General features: G+C 40.9%; 13 protein-coding genes. 9 read left to right on the top strand and 4 right to left on the bottom strand.

The features are described 5' to 3' along the window. Positions 1–255: 255 nt before the first annotated feature. From IWX76_RS08080 to IWX76_RS08065, 4 genes are read right to left on the bottom strand one after another with little or no spacing between them, the layout of a single operon-like run. Positions 256–1,146, bottom strand: a complete 891-nt coding sequence (locus IWX76_RS08080; protein ID WP_196859394.1) for a glycerophosphodiester phosphodiesterase family protein — start codon at positions 1,144–1,146, stop codon at positions 256–258. A 44-nt stretch (positions 1,147–1,190) separates the two neighbouring features. Further along, entirely contained in the window at positions 1,191–2,948 is a 1,758-nt protein-coding gene (locus IWX76_RS08075; RefSeq protein WP_196859393.1) for a RagB/SusD family nutrient uptake outer membrane protein, read from the bottom strand. 16 nt (positions 2,949–2,964) lie between these two features. After that, positions 2,965–6,291, bottom strand: coding sequence for a SusC/RagA family TonB-linked outer membrane protein (locus tag IWX76_RS08070; protein ID WP_196859392.1), 3,327 nt, complete (start codon positions 6,289–6,291; stop codon positions 2,965–2,967). 42 nt (positions 6,292–6,333) lie between these two features. After that, positions 6,334–7,368 carry an Sb-PDE family phosphodiesterase gene (locus IWX76_RS08065; RefSeq protein ID WP_196859391.1) on the bottom strand — a complete coding sequence of 345 codons (1,035 nt, stop codon included), beginning with the start codon at positions 7,366–7,368 and terminating at the stop codon, positions 6,334–6,336. A 376-nt stretch (positions 7,369–7,744) separates the two neighbouring features. Here IWX76_RS08065 and IWX76_RS08060 point away from each other — a divergent pair, with 376 nt between their 5' ends. From IWX76_RS08060 to IWX76_RS08020, 9 genes are all read left to right on the top strand, one after another. After that, on the top strand, positions 7,745–8,221 hold the full coding sequence (locus IWX76_RS08060) for a putative quinol monooxygenase (RefSeq protein WP_334641498.1): 477 nt from the start codon (positions 7,745–7,747) through the stop codon (positions 8,219–8,221). A 187-nt stretch (positions 8,222–8,408) separates the two neighbouring features. Next, positions 8,409–9,740, top strand: a complete 1,332-nt coding sequence (locus IWX76_RS08055) for a sigma-54-dependent transcriptional regulator (protein ID WP_196859390.1) — start codon at positions 8,409–8,411, stop codon at positions 9,738–9,740. Between the two features lie 265 nt (positions 9,741–10,005). Next, positions 10,006–10,086 carry a K(+)-transporting ATPase subunit F gene (gene kdpF / locus IWX76_RS18175; RefSeq protein WP_196860035.1) on the top strand — a complete coding sequence of 27 codons (81 nt, stop codon included), beginning with the start codon at positions 10,006–10,008 and terminating at the stop codon, positions 10,084–10,086. 9 nt (positions 10,087–10,095) lie between these two features. After that, complete coding sequence (kdpA, locus tag IWX76_RS08045; RefSeq protein WP_196859389.1) at positions 10,096–11,814, top strand: potassium-transporting ATPase subunit KdpA; 1,719 nt, start codon at positions 10,096–10,098, stop codon at positions 11,812–11,814. A 30-nt stretch (positions 11,815–11,844) separates the two neighbouring features. Next, complete coding sequence (kdpB, locus tag IWX76_RS08040; RefSeq protein WP_196859388.1) at positions 11,845–13,875, top strand: potassium-transporting ATPase subunit KdpB; 2,031 nt, start codon at positions 11,845–11,847, stop codon at positions 13,873–13,875. Positions 13,876–13,979: 104 nt separating this feature from the next. Further along, positions 13,980–14,543 carry a K(+)-transporting ATPase subunit C gene (locus tag IWX76_RS08035; protein WP_196859387.1) on the top strand — a complete coding sequence of 188 codons (564 nt, stop codon included), beginning with the start codon at positions 13,980–13,982 and terminating at the stop codon, positions 14,541–14,543. Positions 14,544–14,643: 100 nt separating this feature from the next. Further along, positions 14,644–15,681 carry a porin gene (locus tag IWX76_RS08030; RefSeq protein ID WP_196859386.1) on the top strand — a complete coding sequence of 346 codons (1,038 nt, stop codon included), beginning with the start codon at positions 14,644–14,646 and terminating at the stop codon, positions 15,679–15,681. Positions 15,682–15,690: 9 nt separating this feature from the next. Then, entirely contained in the window at positions 15,691–16,818 is a 1,128-nt protein-coding gene (locus IWX76_RS08025) for a sensor protein KdpD (protein ID WP_196859385.1), read from the top strand. Continuing rightward, positions 16,818–18,581 carry a HAMP domain-containing sensor histidine kinase gene (locus IWX76_RS08020; protein WP_196859384.1) on the top strand — a complete coding sequence of 588 codons (1,764 nt, stop codon included), beginning with the start codon at positions 16,818–16,820 and terminating at the stop codon, positions 18,579–18,581. Before IWX76_RS08025 ends, IWX76_RS08020 begins: the two co-directional genes overlap by 1 nt. The last annotated feature ends 1 nt before the right edge of the window (position 18,582 follow it).

Raw genomic sequence — 18,582 nt, 5'->3', positions numbered from 1 at the left:
CTTGCAACGAATCACAGTCGAGCCCTGGTGGGACTTATGTTAAGCAGTTAATAAATTTTAGGATAGTGATTTTGTTGTGAACGAATCCGCCAGAAACGGTGGATAATAGCGCATTTTTATTCAGGCAGTGTTGCCGGTTTAAGGAAACTAAATTTATAAAAAATAATGCAAATATTGTTATTTGTGATAAAATAGCCTGGTTATATAAGGAAGAAATGCCTTATAGATTTAAATCCATAAGGCATTTTTAGCATTTTACTTTTTTAAATCCAACTCACTAAATAACGAAGGATAATCAGTTTCGATAATATCGGGCTTAAGGCTAATTTCGTGCCTATATCCTGCATGTTTTTCATTCAATGTCTGGAGCTTATCTTGTGTTGGCGCAACAGCAATCATACACATCACCCCTTTGCCATGTAATATATCATAAACCTTTTGATGTTTAGGATCCATGGTTTCCCCCACATAAGCGATGATGCGGTTCCAGGGTATACCTGACTTTTCGTAAGCGAGGTAGTCGTCCATATTTTTTATACCTGCAAACAGCATCACCTGATCATTTCGCTCATAATAAAACAAGGCTTCTTTAACACTGCGCACACTTAAGGTGATGTTGGCGAATTTGTGTTCGTTGAGCATTGTTGAATAAATTTCCCAGGGCACCCCTTTATTATCAAAGTTGAAAATGGTTTTATCTTTCCCCCAAACCAACATTTCCATTAAGGTTGGGATTTTATAAGTTGTTACCTTACCTTCTCTATCCTTCAGGAAAAATTGCTGTAGCTCTTTATACGTATAGTCTGACACTAAACCTTTGCCATTCGTAGTTCTGTTAATGGTTTTATCGTGCATTAAAACAACCACACTATCTTTAGTTAATTGAGGATCAATTTCAAAAAACGAAGGCATCATGGTTAAAGTCTTTTCGCAAGCTTCAATGCTATTTTCAGGATAATTTGACATCATTCCACCCCGGTGACCGCTAATAACAATGTCCTTCTTTTTATCGTAAGTAAAATAGCTTTGCAACTGTTTAAGGTTATTCACTTTTACTTTATGAAGTTTCTGGGCATTTGCTTCGCCAGCAGCGCCATTAATAATAACCAGTAGAATAACCGCCTTTAATAGGTTTGGTACGCTCATCTTTATATAATTATATTGCTTTAAATATAAACACAACATTCCAATTACCACCCCGGATTTTGCTTAAGTTCAGGATTAAGTACGATATCAGCATTAGAAATTGGTCTAAAATATTTTTTGTCGTCAAACACCCTATTTTCATCATCTCTCCAGGTAATGTGTCCCGAATTACCATTCGTTAATTTTGCCGCTTTACCGTCAACCACGTAATAGACAACCCCAGGTATTTTGGTTGCTGGAATTTTATCTACGAATGAAACATCAGGTGTTTTATTACCATCAAGGTCCATTGGTAAACCCATTGCAGGAACATAAATCCCCTTCCATTGCATTTCCAGCAGGCGGCCTTTTTTCCAGCGTAATAAATCTTCGTAACGCAAGCCTTCATAGGCAAGTTCCACCCCTCTTTCCCGACGCACCTCTAAAAGATATTTATCATTGATCTCAGGGAAATAGACTTGTTGCAAATACTGATCAGCAACTAAAGGTTCGGCATTACTTACACCTGCACGATTACGTAGTACGGCAATGGTTTGTGCCCATACAGAACTATTCATTTGTCCAAGTTCCGCTTTTGCTTCTGCATAGTTCAATAAGACCTCAGCATACCGCAGCAATGGAATGCTGTTATATGATTCTGTAACGCCATCAAAACGTTTATCATCTAAACTAAATTTAAGAATATGGTATCCTGTAAAAGTATACCCGAAATTTGCGGGAGCAGCGCTTCCATCGCTACGTTTATAACCTAAGGTTCTGATGGTTTGCGACAAACGGAAATCCCGGTCTTTAACCTCTCTCACAAATTGCACCGTATCGTATCCATTCACATCAGTAAATCGGGAACCATCTGTTTTCAGATACGTATTAATAAACTGTTTATTTAAGCCCCAGCGAGAACCATAAGTTGCACTGTTAAATTTCCAGGTTACTTCATGCCACCTTCTTAAAGCATTATTATAAACCAGACCCCACATCACTTCAGTTGAAACCGGATTTTCGCTGGTAAACAAGGTACGGTAATCGCTTTCCGGTTTTCCGGTATTGTGGATTTTGTACTGGTTGGCATCTATGACTTGTTTAGCAGCTAAGGCTGACTCTTCCAACCATTTATTGGCAGTCCCTGCCAGATTTATTTCTGGATGGTACTTTCTGAAGGTACCTTCAAATAAACATACCCGGGATTTAAAAGCCAAGGCAACTTGCCTGGTTACAATAGAAGAAGTATTATCCTTGGTCTCCCTGATATGTGTTGCAGCAAAATTTAAATCAGCAAGCACAGAATCCATCACTAAGGCCCTTGAATCGCGACCTTTATACAAATCTGGATCATCAACAGATAGAGTACCCGAATACCAAGGCACATCTCCATAGGTTTGCACCTTGTCGTAATAAAAATAAGCCCTGAAAAAACGTGCTAAACCGATATGATGGTTTCTCGCTTCTTGACTTATACCAGGATCATTAGATTTCTCTAAAAAATAATTGATATTCCGCAGATTTGTCCACGACCAGCTTCCTTCGTTTACGGAAGAATACGCGCCAGCAATAAAATTTGAGGAATTACTTTTAGAAGTATAATCGCCCATTTCATCAGCTTGTACAACGGCTAAACCTGCAGGCAGCATTCTTTGATAAAAGGAATTGGTATAAAGCTCCAGGTCTTTTTCAGTAGTAAAGAACGACCCGGGCACCAGTTTATCTAAAGGCTCCTTGTCTAAGAAATCCTTAGTGCATGAACCCAAGCCAAGGGTCAGTCCAATACCTATAATTGATAATATATTTTTATTAATTGATTTCATGTTTTAAATGCTAGAATTAAAAGTTAAGGTTTAAACCAATGGTGGTTGTTTTTAACATAGGGTATGCGTAGCCCTGGCCGCTTCCATTAGTTAAGTCGCCAATAGGAGCTTCCATAATTTCAGGGTCGAAGTTTTCTGTATGCTTAAACAAGCCAGATAAAGTGAACAAGTTCTGACCGGTTACAAATATGGATGCCTTGGCTATAGCAATCTTTTTCAACCATTGTGTTGGGATTTCATAATCAACGGTTAGCGTTTTCAGGCGTAAATAACTAGCATCCTGCAAATAACGAGTTTGCGGTGCACCTAAGGAACGATTTGCATTTAAAGCCGTATACCCTCTGTATCTTGGGAAATAGGCATCCGTATTTTCAGGAGTCCATATGTCATCCATCATCTTCACAGGCTGATAACCATAGGGTCTGTTATATGGCCCCCAGAATAAACCTGCTTCCTGACCGAAATACCAATCGCGTTTTGCAATACCCTGGAAGAAAGCAGAAACACCAATACCATTCCAACGACCTGATAAGGTAAAGCCAAACTGGTAACGTGCAGCGTTATTTCCAATAATTTTTCTGTCGCCAGAATTGTAAATGGTATTATCACCAGCATTTATAACACCATCGCCGTTCAAGTCAGCGAACTTTAAATCACCCGCTAAATAAACGTTGTTATTTGAATTCTGTAGAAACTTTTGATTTGGATGATTAGCCACTTCTTCATCCGATTGGAAGAAACCCTCGGTCTGGTATCCCCAGATTTCGCCAATTTCATGACCTTCGTAATAAGTTGAAGACAAGGTACCTTTAGGGTTATTAAAACGGGTAATAACAGATTTACTATCCCATAATGAACCATTGATGCCGTAAGAAAAATCTTTGCCAAATAAAGAGCCGCGATCATTCCAGCCAACAGTAACCTCCCAGCCTTTGGTAGATAAATCTGCATAATTACCAAAAGGCACTGCAGAACCAAATACTGAAGGTAAAGGCTGCCCAACGGTAAACATATCTTGCGTTTTACGCTCATACCAGTCGAAACTTAAAGCCAGCCTGTTTTTAAACATATTAAGATCGACACCAATATCCAGGGTTGTAGAACGTTCCCAGGTTAAGCCATCCGGAATTACACCCGGCAATTGCGTATAGTTTTTTTGTGTACCTTCCAGAATCAGACTGGTTTTACTCACACTCATTTGCTCTAAATAACGATATGGTGCCACATTACCATTCCCTAGGGAACCATAAGAGCCTCTGATTTTAAAGTTATCCAACCAGGAATCACTCCAATCCATGAAACCTTCTTCGGCAACTCTCCATCCGGCAGAAACAGAAGGGAAGAAACCATAACGCTGATTTTCAGGGAATTTAGAAGAACCGTCATAACGGCCATTTAATTCTAGTAAATAGCGGTCATTAAAAGCATAATTAAATCGGTAGAACAATCCTGTATAAGACCACTCATCTCCGCCACCGTTAATGGTATAATTTAAACCATCCATTAAATTAAAATCAGGCTTGTCTTCCAACAAAATCCCATCGCGGCTGGCATTAAAAATATTATATCTAGATGATTCCACATTATAACCAACCAGAGCTTTCACATCATGCTTTTTGAATTTACGGTCAAAGCCAGCTGTTAAATTAGAAGCCAGGTAAGTTTTATTATTACTAAACTGTCTTAGTAAACTTCTTCCAAAGCGGTCAGTCTGGCCTACGCCATTACTATAGTTGATAAAATTGTTAGTTCTACGTTCCTTTTCAGCTTCATTGGAATAAGTAAAATCACCTTTTATGGTGAGGTAATCTTTCCAGGGCTTAGCTATAAAACCGGCCGTATTCCTAATGAATAGATTGGTTTGGTTTGACTCATTGTTGCCCTCCATGTAAGAAGCAATACCTGTATAAACACCAGTATGTGTATACGTTCCATCTGGATTGGTAACCATGGCCATAGGATAACCCTGATGTTCAAATTGACGCCATGGATTACCATCGCCATCGGCAAACATTGGATAATCGTATGAAAAAGTAGAGAGGTCAAAGTTATTCTGGAAGGTTAACCACGATGCTACTTTTACATCTCCCTTGGCTCTAACATTGTACTTATTATATTCATCTGAATTATACCTGTAAATACCATCCTGATAGTAATAACGACCAGAAATATAATAATTTACCTTCTCCGACCCTCCTGACACACTTAAAGCCTGTTCTGTTGTAGGCATATTGTCTTTATAGAGTTGCGAATACCAATCGGTATTTCCGAAATATTCATAGCGCCCTTTAGACTCATTATATTCCGTTTTCGGCAAGTCCGGATTCTCATCGTGCAATTTCAATGCATCTAAATATTCAAGGGAAAAGGGATAAATATTGTTGATGGAGATTGGATGAGAATTGTAGTCATACCATGCATTAAATGACTCATCAAAATTTTTCGCCCATTGATAACCATTAGTAACCACATTTGGCGTTACTGTACGTTGATTGATGGAGTAATTGGTGTTAAAATTAACCGTTACCTTTCCTGTTGTTGGCGACTTGGTTGTAATTAATACGACACCAAATGCCGCACGTGATCCATAAATTGCTGCTGACGAAGCATCTTTTAATACAGTAACACTGGCCACGTCATTGGGGTTAATCATGTTTGGATCTCCCTCAACACCGTCAATTAATACCAAGGCATTTCCACCTGCACCGATTGACGTAATACCACGAACGTTAAAACTTGCCCCCCGTGTTGGACTGCCATCTACCATTTTTAGGTTTAGGTTGGGCAGTGTTCCCTGCAACATTCGCGTAAGGCTAGGTGCCGGGCGATTTTCAAGAGTTTCGGAAGTGATCTGTGCAACAGCACCGGTTAAGTTGGCTTTCTTTTGTGTTCCGTAACCAACTACAACAACCTCACTGAGGTCTGTTTGTGAAGGCAGTAACGAAACATTGACTACTCCGCCATTGATGGCAACTTCCTTATCTATATAGCCAAGTAGACTAAACACTAAGATACTTCCCTCTTCAGGACTAGTAAAATTATACCTGCCATCTGTATCCGTTAAGGTGACTAACTTGGTATTTTTAACACGAACCGTAACACCTGGAAGAGGCTGATTATTTTCGTCGGTCACTTTTCCTGTTACTGAAATTTTAGCAAGGGCAATAGGCGCCGTATTGCTAACCCAATTTACACTTTCCTTATTTGGGGTAACCGAAGCCGCTTCAAGCTGATGACCGCCCGCTAAGAGCAAGAAGGAGAGGGTAATTTTAGGGAGAGCCCCAGGCTTCCACCACGTTTCCGGCAATGGGAAATAAACTTTTTTTGTAGAATTTTTAAACATTTAGAATTAGGTTAAACTATAGGTTGTAAGGGTGATTTAGAATTATTGATCAATGGCAATGTCGAATGTGGTTTCAAGTACTTCATCAGCTGAAACCAATATGTTGTAGACCTCCAATTTTAGTGGCGTTTTGGCAGGATATTTCCATATGGCTTTTAAAATCAGCGTGGTGGTTTGCTGTGGAAGTAAAGTGGTTTGTCCGCCAGGAAATGCCTCAATATCATACTGAGCTGTAGCCTTTACTTTAAAGGGGATATCACTGTTATTTGATAATTTAATTTCCAGGATGGGCTCTCCTTTACGGTCTATTTTCTTTGAGGTGAGTTGCACCGCGGCTTTAAAAAATTGCTCGGCTTCATTTTGGCGAGCGATAATAAAATCATCCACGTAAATGGCAGTCCTACGTGCTATTAAAGCTTGTTTGATACCTTCAGCTGTTTTGTCTTTTGCAAAAACCAGTGTCATCGGGCGGTGGGTGTCGGCGTAACGTGGGTATAAGTCGTAATGCTCATCACTGTTTCCTAAAAACGTAAGGTTATATTTCATGGCCATGCGATGAGCCAGGATATTGTAGTTGCCAGAATTTACGACTTCCACTCCTGCCATAATACCTTGGTCAAGCAATTCATGATGAAACTGTGTAAATACAGTGGTATCTTTTTTATCCCACCAAGAGTAAGAAGGATGATTGTAGAAGACGAAGGCTTGCTGCTTTTTAGCTTCTAAAAACGGTGCCATCAACTGCGCCTTTGTTAAATCCGGCTTCATGATGAATTTTTTCTTTCCGTCCTTCATGTATTCACTTGGGTATTTATTGGCATCAGTCACAAACAGTGCATTATGATGATACGGAGGAACACGGGGAGAAATTTCTATCCCAGGAATGATTAGGAGGTTTTTATTCTTTGCGGCAGCAGTAGCCAGTTCATAAGTTTTATTGTAATCCTTTTTAATTTCGTCAGGGAAACCTTCATAATCGATATGTTCTGTAATCGAAATAGCATCAAGCCCGTCTCTTAAAGCCTCATTTACCCGAAAACTTGGCCATACATGCCCATCAGAAAAAACAGTATGCATATGAAAATCACATTTAAGCGTTACATGCCCTGGGATGTTGGGTAGGTTAACCTGTTTTTTAACATTTTGTCTGACCTGGGCGCTTATGGGTAGGACAAATAGAACCAACCATAAAACGGCGAAATACTGGAAAAGATAAGCCTTCATAATTTTTAACTATACGTTATTAATTGAATCGCAAATCTATAAAGGCGGTGTTAAGTGAACATTAAACCACTATGATGATTGAGGGTTTTGGAATAACTTCAATGATATAAGTCATAGCATGAAAACATTCCATAATAAATGAAAAAAGAGTTATTTTTAACATCATGCGATAGTTATCGCCTCATTGTTGATAGAATACAGGTTGTAATAAATGCTGAAACCATTAGTTATGTTAAAAACGATAAAAACAAAGGTAAGCTCCGTTAAATTCTGCTATTTGATATTCTTGCTGACACTCCTGTCAAAAACTTTATACGTGCATGCACAGGAAAGCAAGCTGACAAAACCCCTTGCAGAACGGAGTGCTCATGCTAAAAGTGATTTGATGGTACGTATAGCAGAAATAGAAATAATTCCTGAATACCTGGAAGCGTATAAGGAAATTCTTAAAGTTGAAGCGGCAGCATCAGTGAAATTGGAACCAGGGGTAATAGTCATATTCCCGATGTATGAAAAGGAGCACCCAACCAGGGTAAGAATTCTTGAGATTTATGCGGATAAGGCAGCTTACGATACTCATTTGAAAACGCCACATTTTTTACATTACAAAAAGGAAACCTTGAAAATGGTGAAGTCATTAAAACTGGTGGAGATGGCAGGTGTGGATACAAAAACGATGTTGGAAATTTTTAAAAAATCGCGTTGATAAGGCCTGGAACTGGCGACTGGCCTGTTAGCGAAAAGATTTAAGAATTCTCTTTATCATGTGAAATAATTTAGATCCAGTGATCTATTACCAACAGGAACATCGCAGCGTAGTAAAAACTTCAGATCACAGTTAATACAAATGATATTATTTCCATATTTGGCACCGACACCAGAAAAACAAAACCATGCCTGATACCGTGCTCATCATAGATGATGAAAAAAAAATATGCAACCTGCTTGCCCGGATCATCGGTTTAGAAGGTTTCACTGTGCTTCAGGCTTATACCGGAAAAGAGGGACTAAAATTGCTTAAAAACCATGATGTGCAGGTGGTGCTCAGTGATGTAAAACTACCTGATTATAGTGGCATCGAATTAGTTAAAGCGATTAAAGAAGTAAGGCCATCGGCAGAGGTCATTAACCTGACCGCTTTTGGCACCATTGCCGATGGTGTAATGGCCATGCGCAACGGTGCCTTTGATTACATCACCAAGGGAGATGATAATGACAAAATAATTCCACTGGTTTATAAAGCCTTGGAAAAGGCAAAATTAAACTTCAGGGTTGATGAACTGGAGAACAAAATTATTGATAAACACAGCTTTGATGCCATATTAGGGAAATCAAAAGCCGTTGCTAATGCCATTAGCCTGGCACAAAAGGTTGCCGTAACAGATACCACTGTAATATTACTAGGTGAAACCGGCACCGGTAAAGAGGTTTTTGCCCAAGCTATACATTATGGCAGTCACAGGAAATTGAAACCCTTTGTAGCGGTAAACTGCAGCAGCTTTAATCCGGAATTGCTGGAAAGTGAGCTTTTTGGTTACCTCGCAGGCGCTTTTACAGGTGCCGTGAAGGATAAAAAAGGACTGTTGGACGAAGCTGATGGCGGAACGCTGTTTCTGGATGAAATTGGCGAGATGAGTATTGACCTGCAGGCCAAATTACTTCGGGTTTTAGAGAACCAGACGTTTATCAAGGTCGGGGCTACCCAAACCAGTAAAACTAATTTAAGAATTATAGCCGCAACCAACAGAGATTTAAAAAAGGAGGCGGAGAACAATACGTTCAGGCTTGATCTTTACTATCGTTTATCGGTTTTCACCATCGAACTTCCTCCTTTGTCGCATAGAAAGGAAGATATTATTCCCATTGCCATGCATTACTTGCAGGAGTTTACAGCGAAGGTGAATAAGCCCCCTTTCAGCCTTGATAAAAAATTCTCAGCATTGCTGCTGAGCCACCATTGGAAAGGAAATATCAGGGAACTGAAAAATGTGATGGAAAGAGTAGTTATTCTTGCCGACACCAATGAAATAACAGCCGACCTGCTTCCTTACGAGTTCTATGATGAAAGCCCTGGTCAGGATCCACTGAATATGCAGGTGATGGAAAAGCAGCACATCATTAAAGTATTAAATTACGCTAAAGGCAATAAAACAGAAACCGCACGACTGCTTGGCATTGGACTCACTACGCTGTACAGAAAAATCGAAGAATACCACATCGTGTAATCAGGCACCCGCTTATCGTAATGAAAAAACCCTTCCAAAATGGAAGGGTTTTTTTTTGCCTAAAAATGGCTGAAAATAAAATAAATACCCTAAACAACTACCAGTCAACCCTTTATAAGTCACATTAATATTATGGCCTTTCAATTGGATAGTGGCCGTAAAAACAAGATAAATTATGCTAACGATTTTACTATTTCTCGCCCTGCTCCTGTTATGCTGGGTATTTTACAAATCAATCGACTGGTTCGAAAAAATTTAGGCCGCCATGATGATCACCTTATTTATTATCGCCATTGCCGTATTCATTTATATGATTTACGTGCTCATTAAACCAGAAAAATTTTAATCAAACGTTATGAACACAGAACTACTTGGAATAATAGCGACCTTCCTGCTTACGCTGGTCATCGCTATTCCACTCGGCAAATACCTTGCAAAGGTATTTGCCGGAGAAAAAGTCTGGACAGACTTTTTAAAGCCCCTTGAAACCGGCATTTTCAAACTATCAGGCATCAATGCCAAAGAAGAAATGAACTGGAAACAGCACATGAAAGCCTTGCTCACCATTAACCTGGTGTGGTTAATTTACGGCTTTTTTGTGTTAATGAACCAGGATAAACTTCCCCTGAATCCAGATGGGAATCCTGGCATGACAGCCGACCTTTCCTTTAATACCATTATCAGTTTTGTGGTTAACTGTAACCTGCAGCATTATTCGGGCGAAAGCGGTGTTACTTATTTAACCCAGCATGTTGTGGTCATGTTCTTACAATTTGTAAGTGCTGCAACGGGAATTGCTGCTGCTGTAGTGTTATTTAAAGCCTTCAGAGATAAAACAACTACGCAGTTGGGTAATTTCTGGGACTTCTTCGTGAAATCTATTACGCGTTTATTGTTACCCTTATCTTTCGTCATCGCCTTAGTGCTTGCCTTTAATGGTACACCAACCAGCTATGAGGGAAAAGACCAGTTTATATCGCTACAAGGCGACACTGTAAATGTATCCAGGGGGCCTGCTGCTGCCATGATTGCCATTAAACACCTCGGCACAAACGGAGGCGGCTGGTTTGGCGCAAACTCTTCACACCCTCTGGAAAACCCTAATTACCTGACCAATATGGTGGAGCTCATTGCACAGATGATTATTCCAATCGCCATGGTTATTGCCTTTGGTATTTTTATAAGAAGGAGGAAACTTTCCTGGATGATTTTCGGCGTCATGACCTTCGGTATGCTCCTGCTGCTGCTGCCGACCCTAAGTTCAGAATTAGGCGGAAATCCGGCACTCGCAAAAATGGGCATTTCCCAAAGCACCGGCGCCATGGAAGGAAAGGAAATGCGCTTCGGCCCTGCCATATCTGCCTACTGGAGTACGGTAACCACCGTCATTTCTACAGGCTCGGTAAACAGTATGCACGACAGTACCATGCCCTTAACCGGATTATGGCAATTACTGGCCATGATGATCAACACGTTTTATGGCGGTTGCGGGGTAGGTATTTTGAACTATTTCATCTACCTCATCATCGCCGTTTTCATATCAGGATTAATGGTTGGAAGGACACCAGAATTTCTTGGACATAAAGTAGAAGCGCGGGAAGTGAAGATCGCTGCGATCATCACTTTACTGAGTCCGTTTTTAATACTTGCCGGAACAGCTATCGCCACTTATGTATTTAACAATCATGGGGAGGCCGCATGGGCTGTACAGCCACAAAACTGGCTTAATAACCCTGGCTCACATGGTTTCTCAGAAATGCTGTATGAAATGACCTCTTCAAACGCCAATAATGGATCAGGTTTCGAAGGTCTGGGCGATAACAATGTGTTTTGGAACATATCAACCGGGTTTGTGCTATTGCTAGGCCGCTTCCTCCCAATAATTGGCCCTATCGCCATTGCAGGCCTATTAGGTGCTAAAAAGTTCATCCCTGAATCTACAGGAACGCTTAAAACCGATACGCTGACTTTCAGTGTCATGACCTTAGCGGTCATCGTGGTGTTGAATGCCCTTTCTTATTTCCCAGCACTCACTTTAGGCCCATTGGCAGAATACTTTACCCTATATAAATAATATTTTCATCAACAACATAATAAAAATCAGATGAAACCATCTTCAAATAAACTGTTCGAACCTGCATTAGTAAAAACCGCATGGAAACAGTCTTTTATTAAGCTAGACCCACGTTCCATGATCAGGAACCCGGTGATGTTTACAGTAGCCATAGGTACAGTGATCATGGCTTACGTAACCTTCTATTCGATGAGCCATAGCGGGCAGGGATCGCCCATATATAATTTCTTTATCTTTCTAATTCTGTTCCTGACGGTGCTTTTTGCAAATTTTGCGGAAGCCATTGCAGAAGCCAGGGGGAAAGCCCAGGCCGACTCGCTCAGAAAAACACGAGAAGAAACACCAGCTAAAATCATTCAAGGCGACGGCAGCATAGTCATCCAGTCGTCTAGTTTCCTCAAAAAGGGAGATATCTTTCTTTGTGAAACCGGCGATACCATCCCTACGGATGGGGAGATTATCGAGGGCATTGCGACCATCGACGAATCTGCAATAACCGGAGAATCTGCACCGGTTATCCGTGAATCTGGTGGCGACAAGTCATCAGTTACCGGCGGCACAAAAGTATTGTCAGATCAGATAAAAGTACAGGTAAATACGCAGCCCGGAGAGAGTTTCCTGGATAAAATGATTGCATTGGTAGAAGGTGCATCACGCCAAAAAACTCCGAATGAGATTGCCTTAACCATTTTGCTGGCCAGCTTTACGCTCGTGTTCATCATTGTATGTGTAACCTTGAAACCATTCGCTGATTTTGCTAATACACCTATTACGGTGGCTGCATTAATATCACTTTTTGTATGTTTGATTCCAACCACTATCGGGGGGTTGTTATCCGCCATCGGCATTGCCGGGATGGACCGTGCACTACGTGCTAATGTAATTACCAAATCTGGGAAAGCAGTAGAAACTGCAGGTGATATTGATGTGCTGTTGCTTGATAAAACCGGAACGATCACGATCGGCAACCGTAAAGCCACCCATTTTTACCCTGCAAGAGGCGTAGACCAGGAGCAATTTATGCTTGCCTGTACGCTAAGCTCTTTTGCAGATGAAACACCGGAAGGTAAATCAATTATTGAGCTAGTAAATTCTGGTAATCGCCGGAGCGCTGAAATACCTGAAGGTTCAACTTTTATCAAATTTACCGCTGAGACCAGGTCCAGTGGCGTAGATACTCCCGATGGCACCAGAATCCGGAAAGGTGCATTTGACTCCATCAGAAACCTGGTTTTAATGGCGGGAAATCCTTTCCCTTCAGACCTGGAAGATTTTGTAAAAACAATTGCCGGAAATGGCGGAACACCGTTAGTGGTGTCTATGAATGAGAAGGCAATGGGGGTTATTGAGCTTCAGGACATTATTAAAACCGGGATTAGTGAGCGATTTGAGCGCTTGCGCAAAATGGGTGTAAAAACAGTGATGGTGACGGGCGACAACCCTTTGACGGCAAAGTTCATTGCTGATAAAGCAGGCGTAGATGATTTTATAGCGGAGGCTAAGCCTGAGGATAAAATGAACTACATTAAACAAGAGCAGGCTGAAGGCAAGCTTGTTGCCATGATGGGCGACGGAACGAATGACGCGCCGGCACTTGCCCAGGCTGATGTTGGTGTAGCGATGAACAGTGGCACCCAGGCGGCTAAGGAAGCAGGAAACATGGTCGATCTGGATAATGACCCAACTAAACTTATCGAGATTATTGAAATCGGCAAACAGTTGTTAATTACCCGTGGAACGCTGACAACCTTTTCCATTGCCAATGACGTGGCTAAATATTTCGCTATCGTTCCAGCTTTGTTTATCGCAGCTATACCCGCCTTACAAAGTCTGAATGTGATGGGCCTTCATAGTCCTGAAAGCGCGATCATGTCGGCAGTCATCTTTAATGCGATCATCATTCCCATATTAATACCGCTGGCGCTAAAAGGTGTGGATTACAAACCCATTGGTGCTAGTGCGCTACTGCGCAGAAACCTTTTCATCTATGGTTTAGGAGGTATAATTGCGCCATTCATCGGCATTAAGCTGATCGATATGGTCGTAGGTCTATTCGTTTAGACAACATTCAAAAACATGAAACCATCATAAGCTTACAGCTTACAAAAAAGCAAAAAATAAGCTTATGATAGCTTCATTACAAATAAAAAACAAATTATAAACTGATGAAAACATACATATTACAATCTATACGTCTTACCGCTGTGCTCATGGTATTGCTATGCGTAGTGTACCCCTTAATGGTAGCCTTTGCCGGTGGATTTTCGAAAGGTAACGGCGGGGGAGAAAAGGTGACTGTAAACGGAAAAGTTAAAGGTTATGCACTGCTGGGGCAATCATTTACTCAACCGGAATACTTTTGGGGCAGGCCATCTGCCACAGGCTATAATGCTGCAGGTTCTGGCGGTAGTAACAAAGGACCATCCAATGCTGCCTACCTGGAAGAAGTGGAAAACAGAATCGACACCTTGCTAAAGTATCACCCTTATTTGAAAAAAGAAAGCATCCCGGCAGATATGGTTACTGCATCTGGCAGCGGATTAGACCCTAATATTTCAGAACAAGGTGCGATTATCCAGATCAAAAGGATCGCTGCACATCGGGGTATTAACGAGCGGAAGGTAGCAGAACTGGTTGTTGAACACACTAACCGTCCATTCATGGGTTTATTTGGCCCTTCAACGGTTAATGTACTTCAATTAAATATGGCCCTAAATCAATTAAAATAATATCAACATCCCTTTCCGCCTAGCTGCTTGATCACGCGTTTGCCAACAAGAAGATCAGGCAGCCGGGACTGGAAAATTCAAGAACAATAAATACAATAACATGAAAAAACTTTTAATATTAGCTGCAGCATTATCAATAGGTACTTTAGCCAATGCACAGGAAGAGCCAAAGATTAAGGTAAGTGGTTACCTGGAAACTTATTATGGCTATGATTTTAACAGACCAGCAGACAATAACAGGCCGGGTTTTATATACTCACATAACCGCCACAATGAGGTTAACCTCAATATTGGGTTCATCAAAGGAAGTTACGACAATGGCAGCCTTAGGGCAAACCTGGCGGTAATGGCAGGAACATACAGTAATGCTAACCTGGCCGCTGAACCAGGCGTACTAAAAAATATTTTCGAAGCTAATGCAGGGGTAAAGCTATCTAAAACTGCAAATTTATGGCTTGATGCTGGTATTTTCTCCTCGCATATTGGATTTGAAAGTGCAATTTCTAAAGACTGCTGGGTGCTTACCCGCAATATCTCGTCAGAAAACACGCCATATTATGAATCTGGGGCAAAAATTACCTACGGTACCGATGATGGAAAAATGACGATTACTGCCTTATACCTTAACGGATGGCAAAGAATGAACCGTCAAAATGGAAACAGCCAGCCAGCGGGAGGATTACAGCTTACTTGGAAACCGACAACAGGCGTAACGCTAAATTACAGCAATTACCTGGGTACAGAAGGTGCAGATTCAGTACGTGTAAAACGCTTTTACCATAATGTTTATGGAATATTTCAGCTAACGGATCAATTCGGACTGACACTTGGACTGGATTATGGTACCCAGGAAAAAGCAAAAGGCAGTGACGACAAAAATGAGGTGATATCGACTGTAGCAATTGCCCAATACAAGATGACTGATCAATGGGCTATTGCCGGAAGGGTAGAATATTATGAAGATAAAAACGGTATTTTTATTACTACAGACTCCCCGGAAGGTTTTAAAACTACTGGTTACTCTTTAAATGTAGATTATGCTCCGGTAACGAATGCGGTGATCAGGCTGGAAGGGAAAGTATATGATGCAGCGCGCAGCAATACTGCCCTTACTGCTAGTATTGCGGTGTCCTTTTAAAAACAAACGATGAACGCAGATTCTTCAACTTCTATAAAAACCTTCCTCGACTTGATTAAAACATCAAGGCGAGGAAAGTTTAAGGTTTATATCGGAATGAGCGCGGGCGTAGGTAAAACTTACCGAATGTTACAGGAGGCCCATGCTTTACTTAAAAATGGCATAAATATTCAGATTGGCTATATAGAAACGCATAAACGGAAAGAAACGGAGGAGTTACTACATGGCATTCCGGTAATTGCCAGGCGACAGCTCTATTATAAAGGCAAGCAACTGGAAGAAATGGACGTGAATGCGATTATTAGCATTCACCCGGAAGTTGTGATTGTTGATGAACTTGCACATAGCAATATTGAAGGCAGTAAAAATGCCAAAAGGTGGCAGGATGTTTTAGATATTCTTGATGCCGGAATTAACGTCATATCTGCGGTGAATATTCAACACCTGGAAAGCATGAACCAGGAGATTGAGGTGATTAACGGTGTTCGGGTCACGGAGCGCATCCCGGATAAGATTCTGGAAGCAGCTGATGAGGTAGTGAATATAGATTTAACAGCTGATGATTTAATTGAACGTTTAAAAGCGGGGAAGATTTATGATCAAAGTAAAATTGAACGGGCATTGAATAATTTCTTTCAACCCGGAAAAATATTACAACTTCGCGAGCTGGCTTTAAAAGAAGTAGCCCATCACCTGGAAAGAAAAATTAATATAGAAGTTCCCAGTCAGGTTAAACTTCGCCCGGAAAAGTTTATGGCCTGTATATCTACTAATCACCAGACCGCGAAAGTTATTATTCGCAAAACAGCAAGGCTGGCATCCTATTATGGGTCGCCCTGGATTGTACTCTATGTGCAAAGAACGACGGAAGGTGGCGACAGGATTAAGCTTGATTTGCAAAGGCACCTCATTAATAGTTTTAAGTTAGCCACAGAGCTGGGCGCCGAAGTGATAAAAGTTAAAAGTGATGAGGTAACTGAAACCATAAGCAGAATAGCCAAAGAAAAAGAAGTAACCACCATTTGCATTGGAAAACCTCATTTGAATCTTCTTCAAATACTGATGCGAACAGCTATTTTTAACCAGTTATTGAAGACGATTTCTGAAACTGAAACTGACCTTGTCATTGTATCATAATGAAAATTAAAACCAAACTATACCTGGGTTTCGGGTTCTTATTTGTGATGGTGATGCTGTTTGGCGCATTTTCACTTATTTTTGTAAACAAGATTTCCACCAGCGCCAAGGTTGTATTAAAGGACAACTACAAAACATTACAGTATACCCGCAACATGCGTGCTATACTTGATGAAAACAGTTTACCACTTTCTGAAAAAGCAGAAGTTTTGTTTACCAAACAGCTTGCTGGAGAGCAAAAAAACTTGACGGAGCAAGGAGAGGCTGAAGCTGTTCATAAACTGGAGGCAGCCTTTAAACAAATTGTTGATCCAGCTTTAGCCGTGCCTCTTAAGCAATCCGCTTTAAGAGAAGCCAGAAGGCAAATTAAGCTTATCGACGAGCTCAATATGAATGCAATTGTCAGGAAAAACGGGGCTACCCAAGCTGCGGTAGACAAAGCAACCCTGTATATCATCTTCTCTGCCTCTGCCTGTTTTTTAATCTTGTTATCATTTAGTGTTAATTTTCCAGGCTTTGTAGCAAACCCATTGAAGGAATTTTCTGAAGCCCTGAAGGAAATAAGTAAGAAGAATTACAAACAACGGTTGCAGTTTAAGGGACATGATGAATTTTCAGAATTAGCTACTGAATTTAATGTGATGGCGGCAAAGCTTAACCATTGGGAGAACAGTAGCCTATCTGAAATCAGCTCTGAAAAGTTGCGGATTGAGGCCATCATTGAACACATGCAGGACGCCATTATTGGCGTGAATGAGCGAAATGAGTTTTTATTTTTAAATAAAATTGCAGGGCAGTTGCTGAACCTGAATGTGAAAGAAACGATTGGTTTAAATGCCAGCGATGTCATGAATAAAAATGACCTGCTAAAAAAGATTCTGCAAATGGAGAGCCTGGAGAAACCTTTAAAAATATATGCCGATAATAAAGAATCGTATTTTCAGCTTGAACGCCGACAGATATTAGTGCCCGCTGGTGTTTCCGTACAAGAAGCAAGTTCTGTTGGCCAAGCGGCAGGTGAAGTTTACATATTAAAAAACATTACCCGGTACAAAGAATTGGATGAAGCGAAGACTAATTTTATTGCAACGGTTTCCCATGAACTCAAGACACCCATTTCTTCGATAAAAATGAGCTTAAAGCTGATGGAAGATGAGCGGGTTGGTGTGATGAATTCGGAACAAAAGGAATTAACACAGCATATTAAAGAAGATTGCGGCCGGTTATTAAAGATTACCAGTGAGTTGTTAGATCTGGCGCAGGTGGAAACTGGGAACCTGCAGCTGAATTTTGTAAAAACAGATCCCCGTAAAATTGCGATATACGCCATGGACGCCGTGCGCTTTCAGGCGGAGCAGCGAATTATTGAACTGGAATTGATAAGCCGGAATAACTTGCCACAAGTGAATGTAGACACGGAAAAGACGGCATGGGTATTGGTGAACTTCTTGTCAAATGCACTCCGTTATAGTGTAGAAAAATCAAGAATTGTGGTTCAGGTTATTGAAAATGGCCATCAAATAGAGTTTTCGGTTCGGGATTTTGGAAAAGGAATCGATGAACAGTATCAAAAGCGATTGTTTGAGCGGTACTTTCAGGTCCCTACGGATGGGAATAACAAATCGGGTTCAGGTTTAGGTTTAGCCATTTCAAAAGATTTCATTGAAGCGCAGGGCGGTAACATTTGGGTAGAATCTGCCATTGGAGAAGGTAGTCGTTTCTGTTTTTCGTTACCCTCTGCAAGTAAGTTTTTGCTAACTTAAC

The sequence above is a fragment of the Pedobacter sp. CAN_A7 genome, assembly GCF_015752175.1.
Classification (GTDB): Bacteria; Bacteroidota; Bacteroidia; order Sphingobacteriales; family Sphingobacteriaceae; genus Pedobacter.
This window is presented reverse-complemented; position numbering and strand designations above follow the sequence as displayed.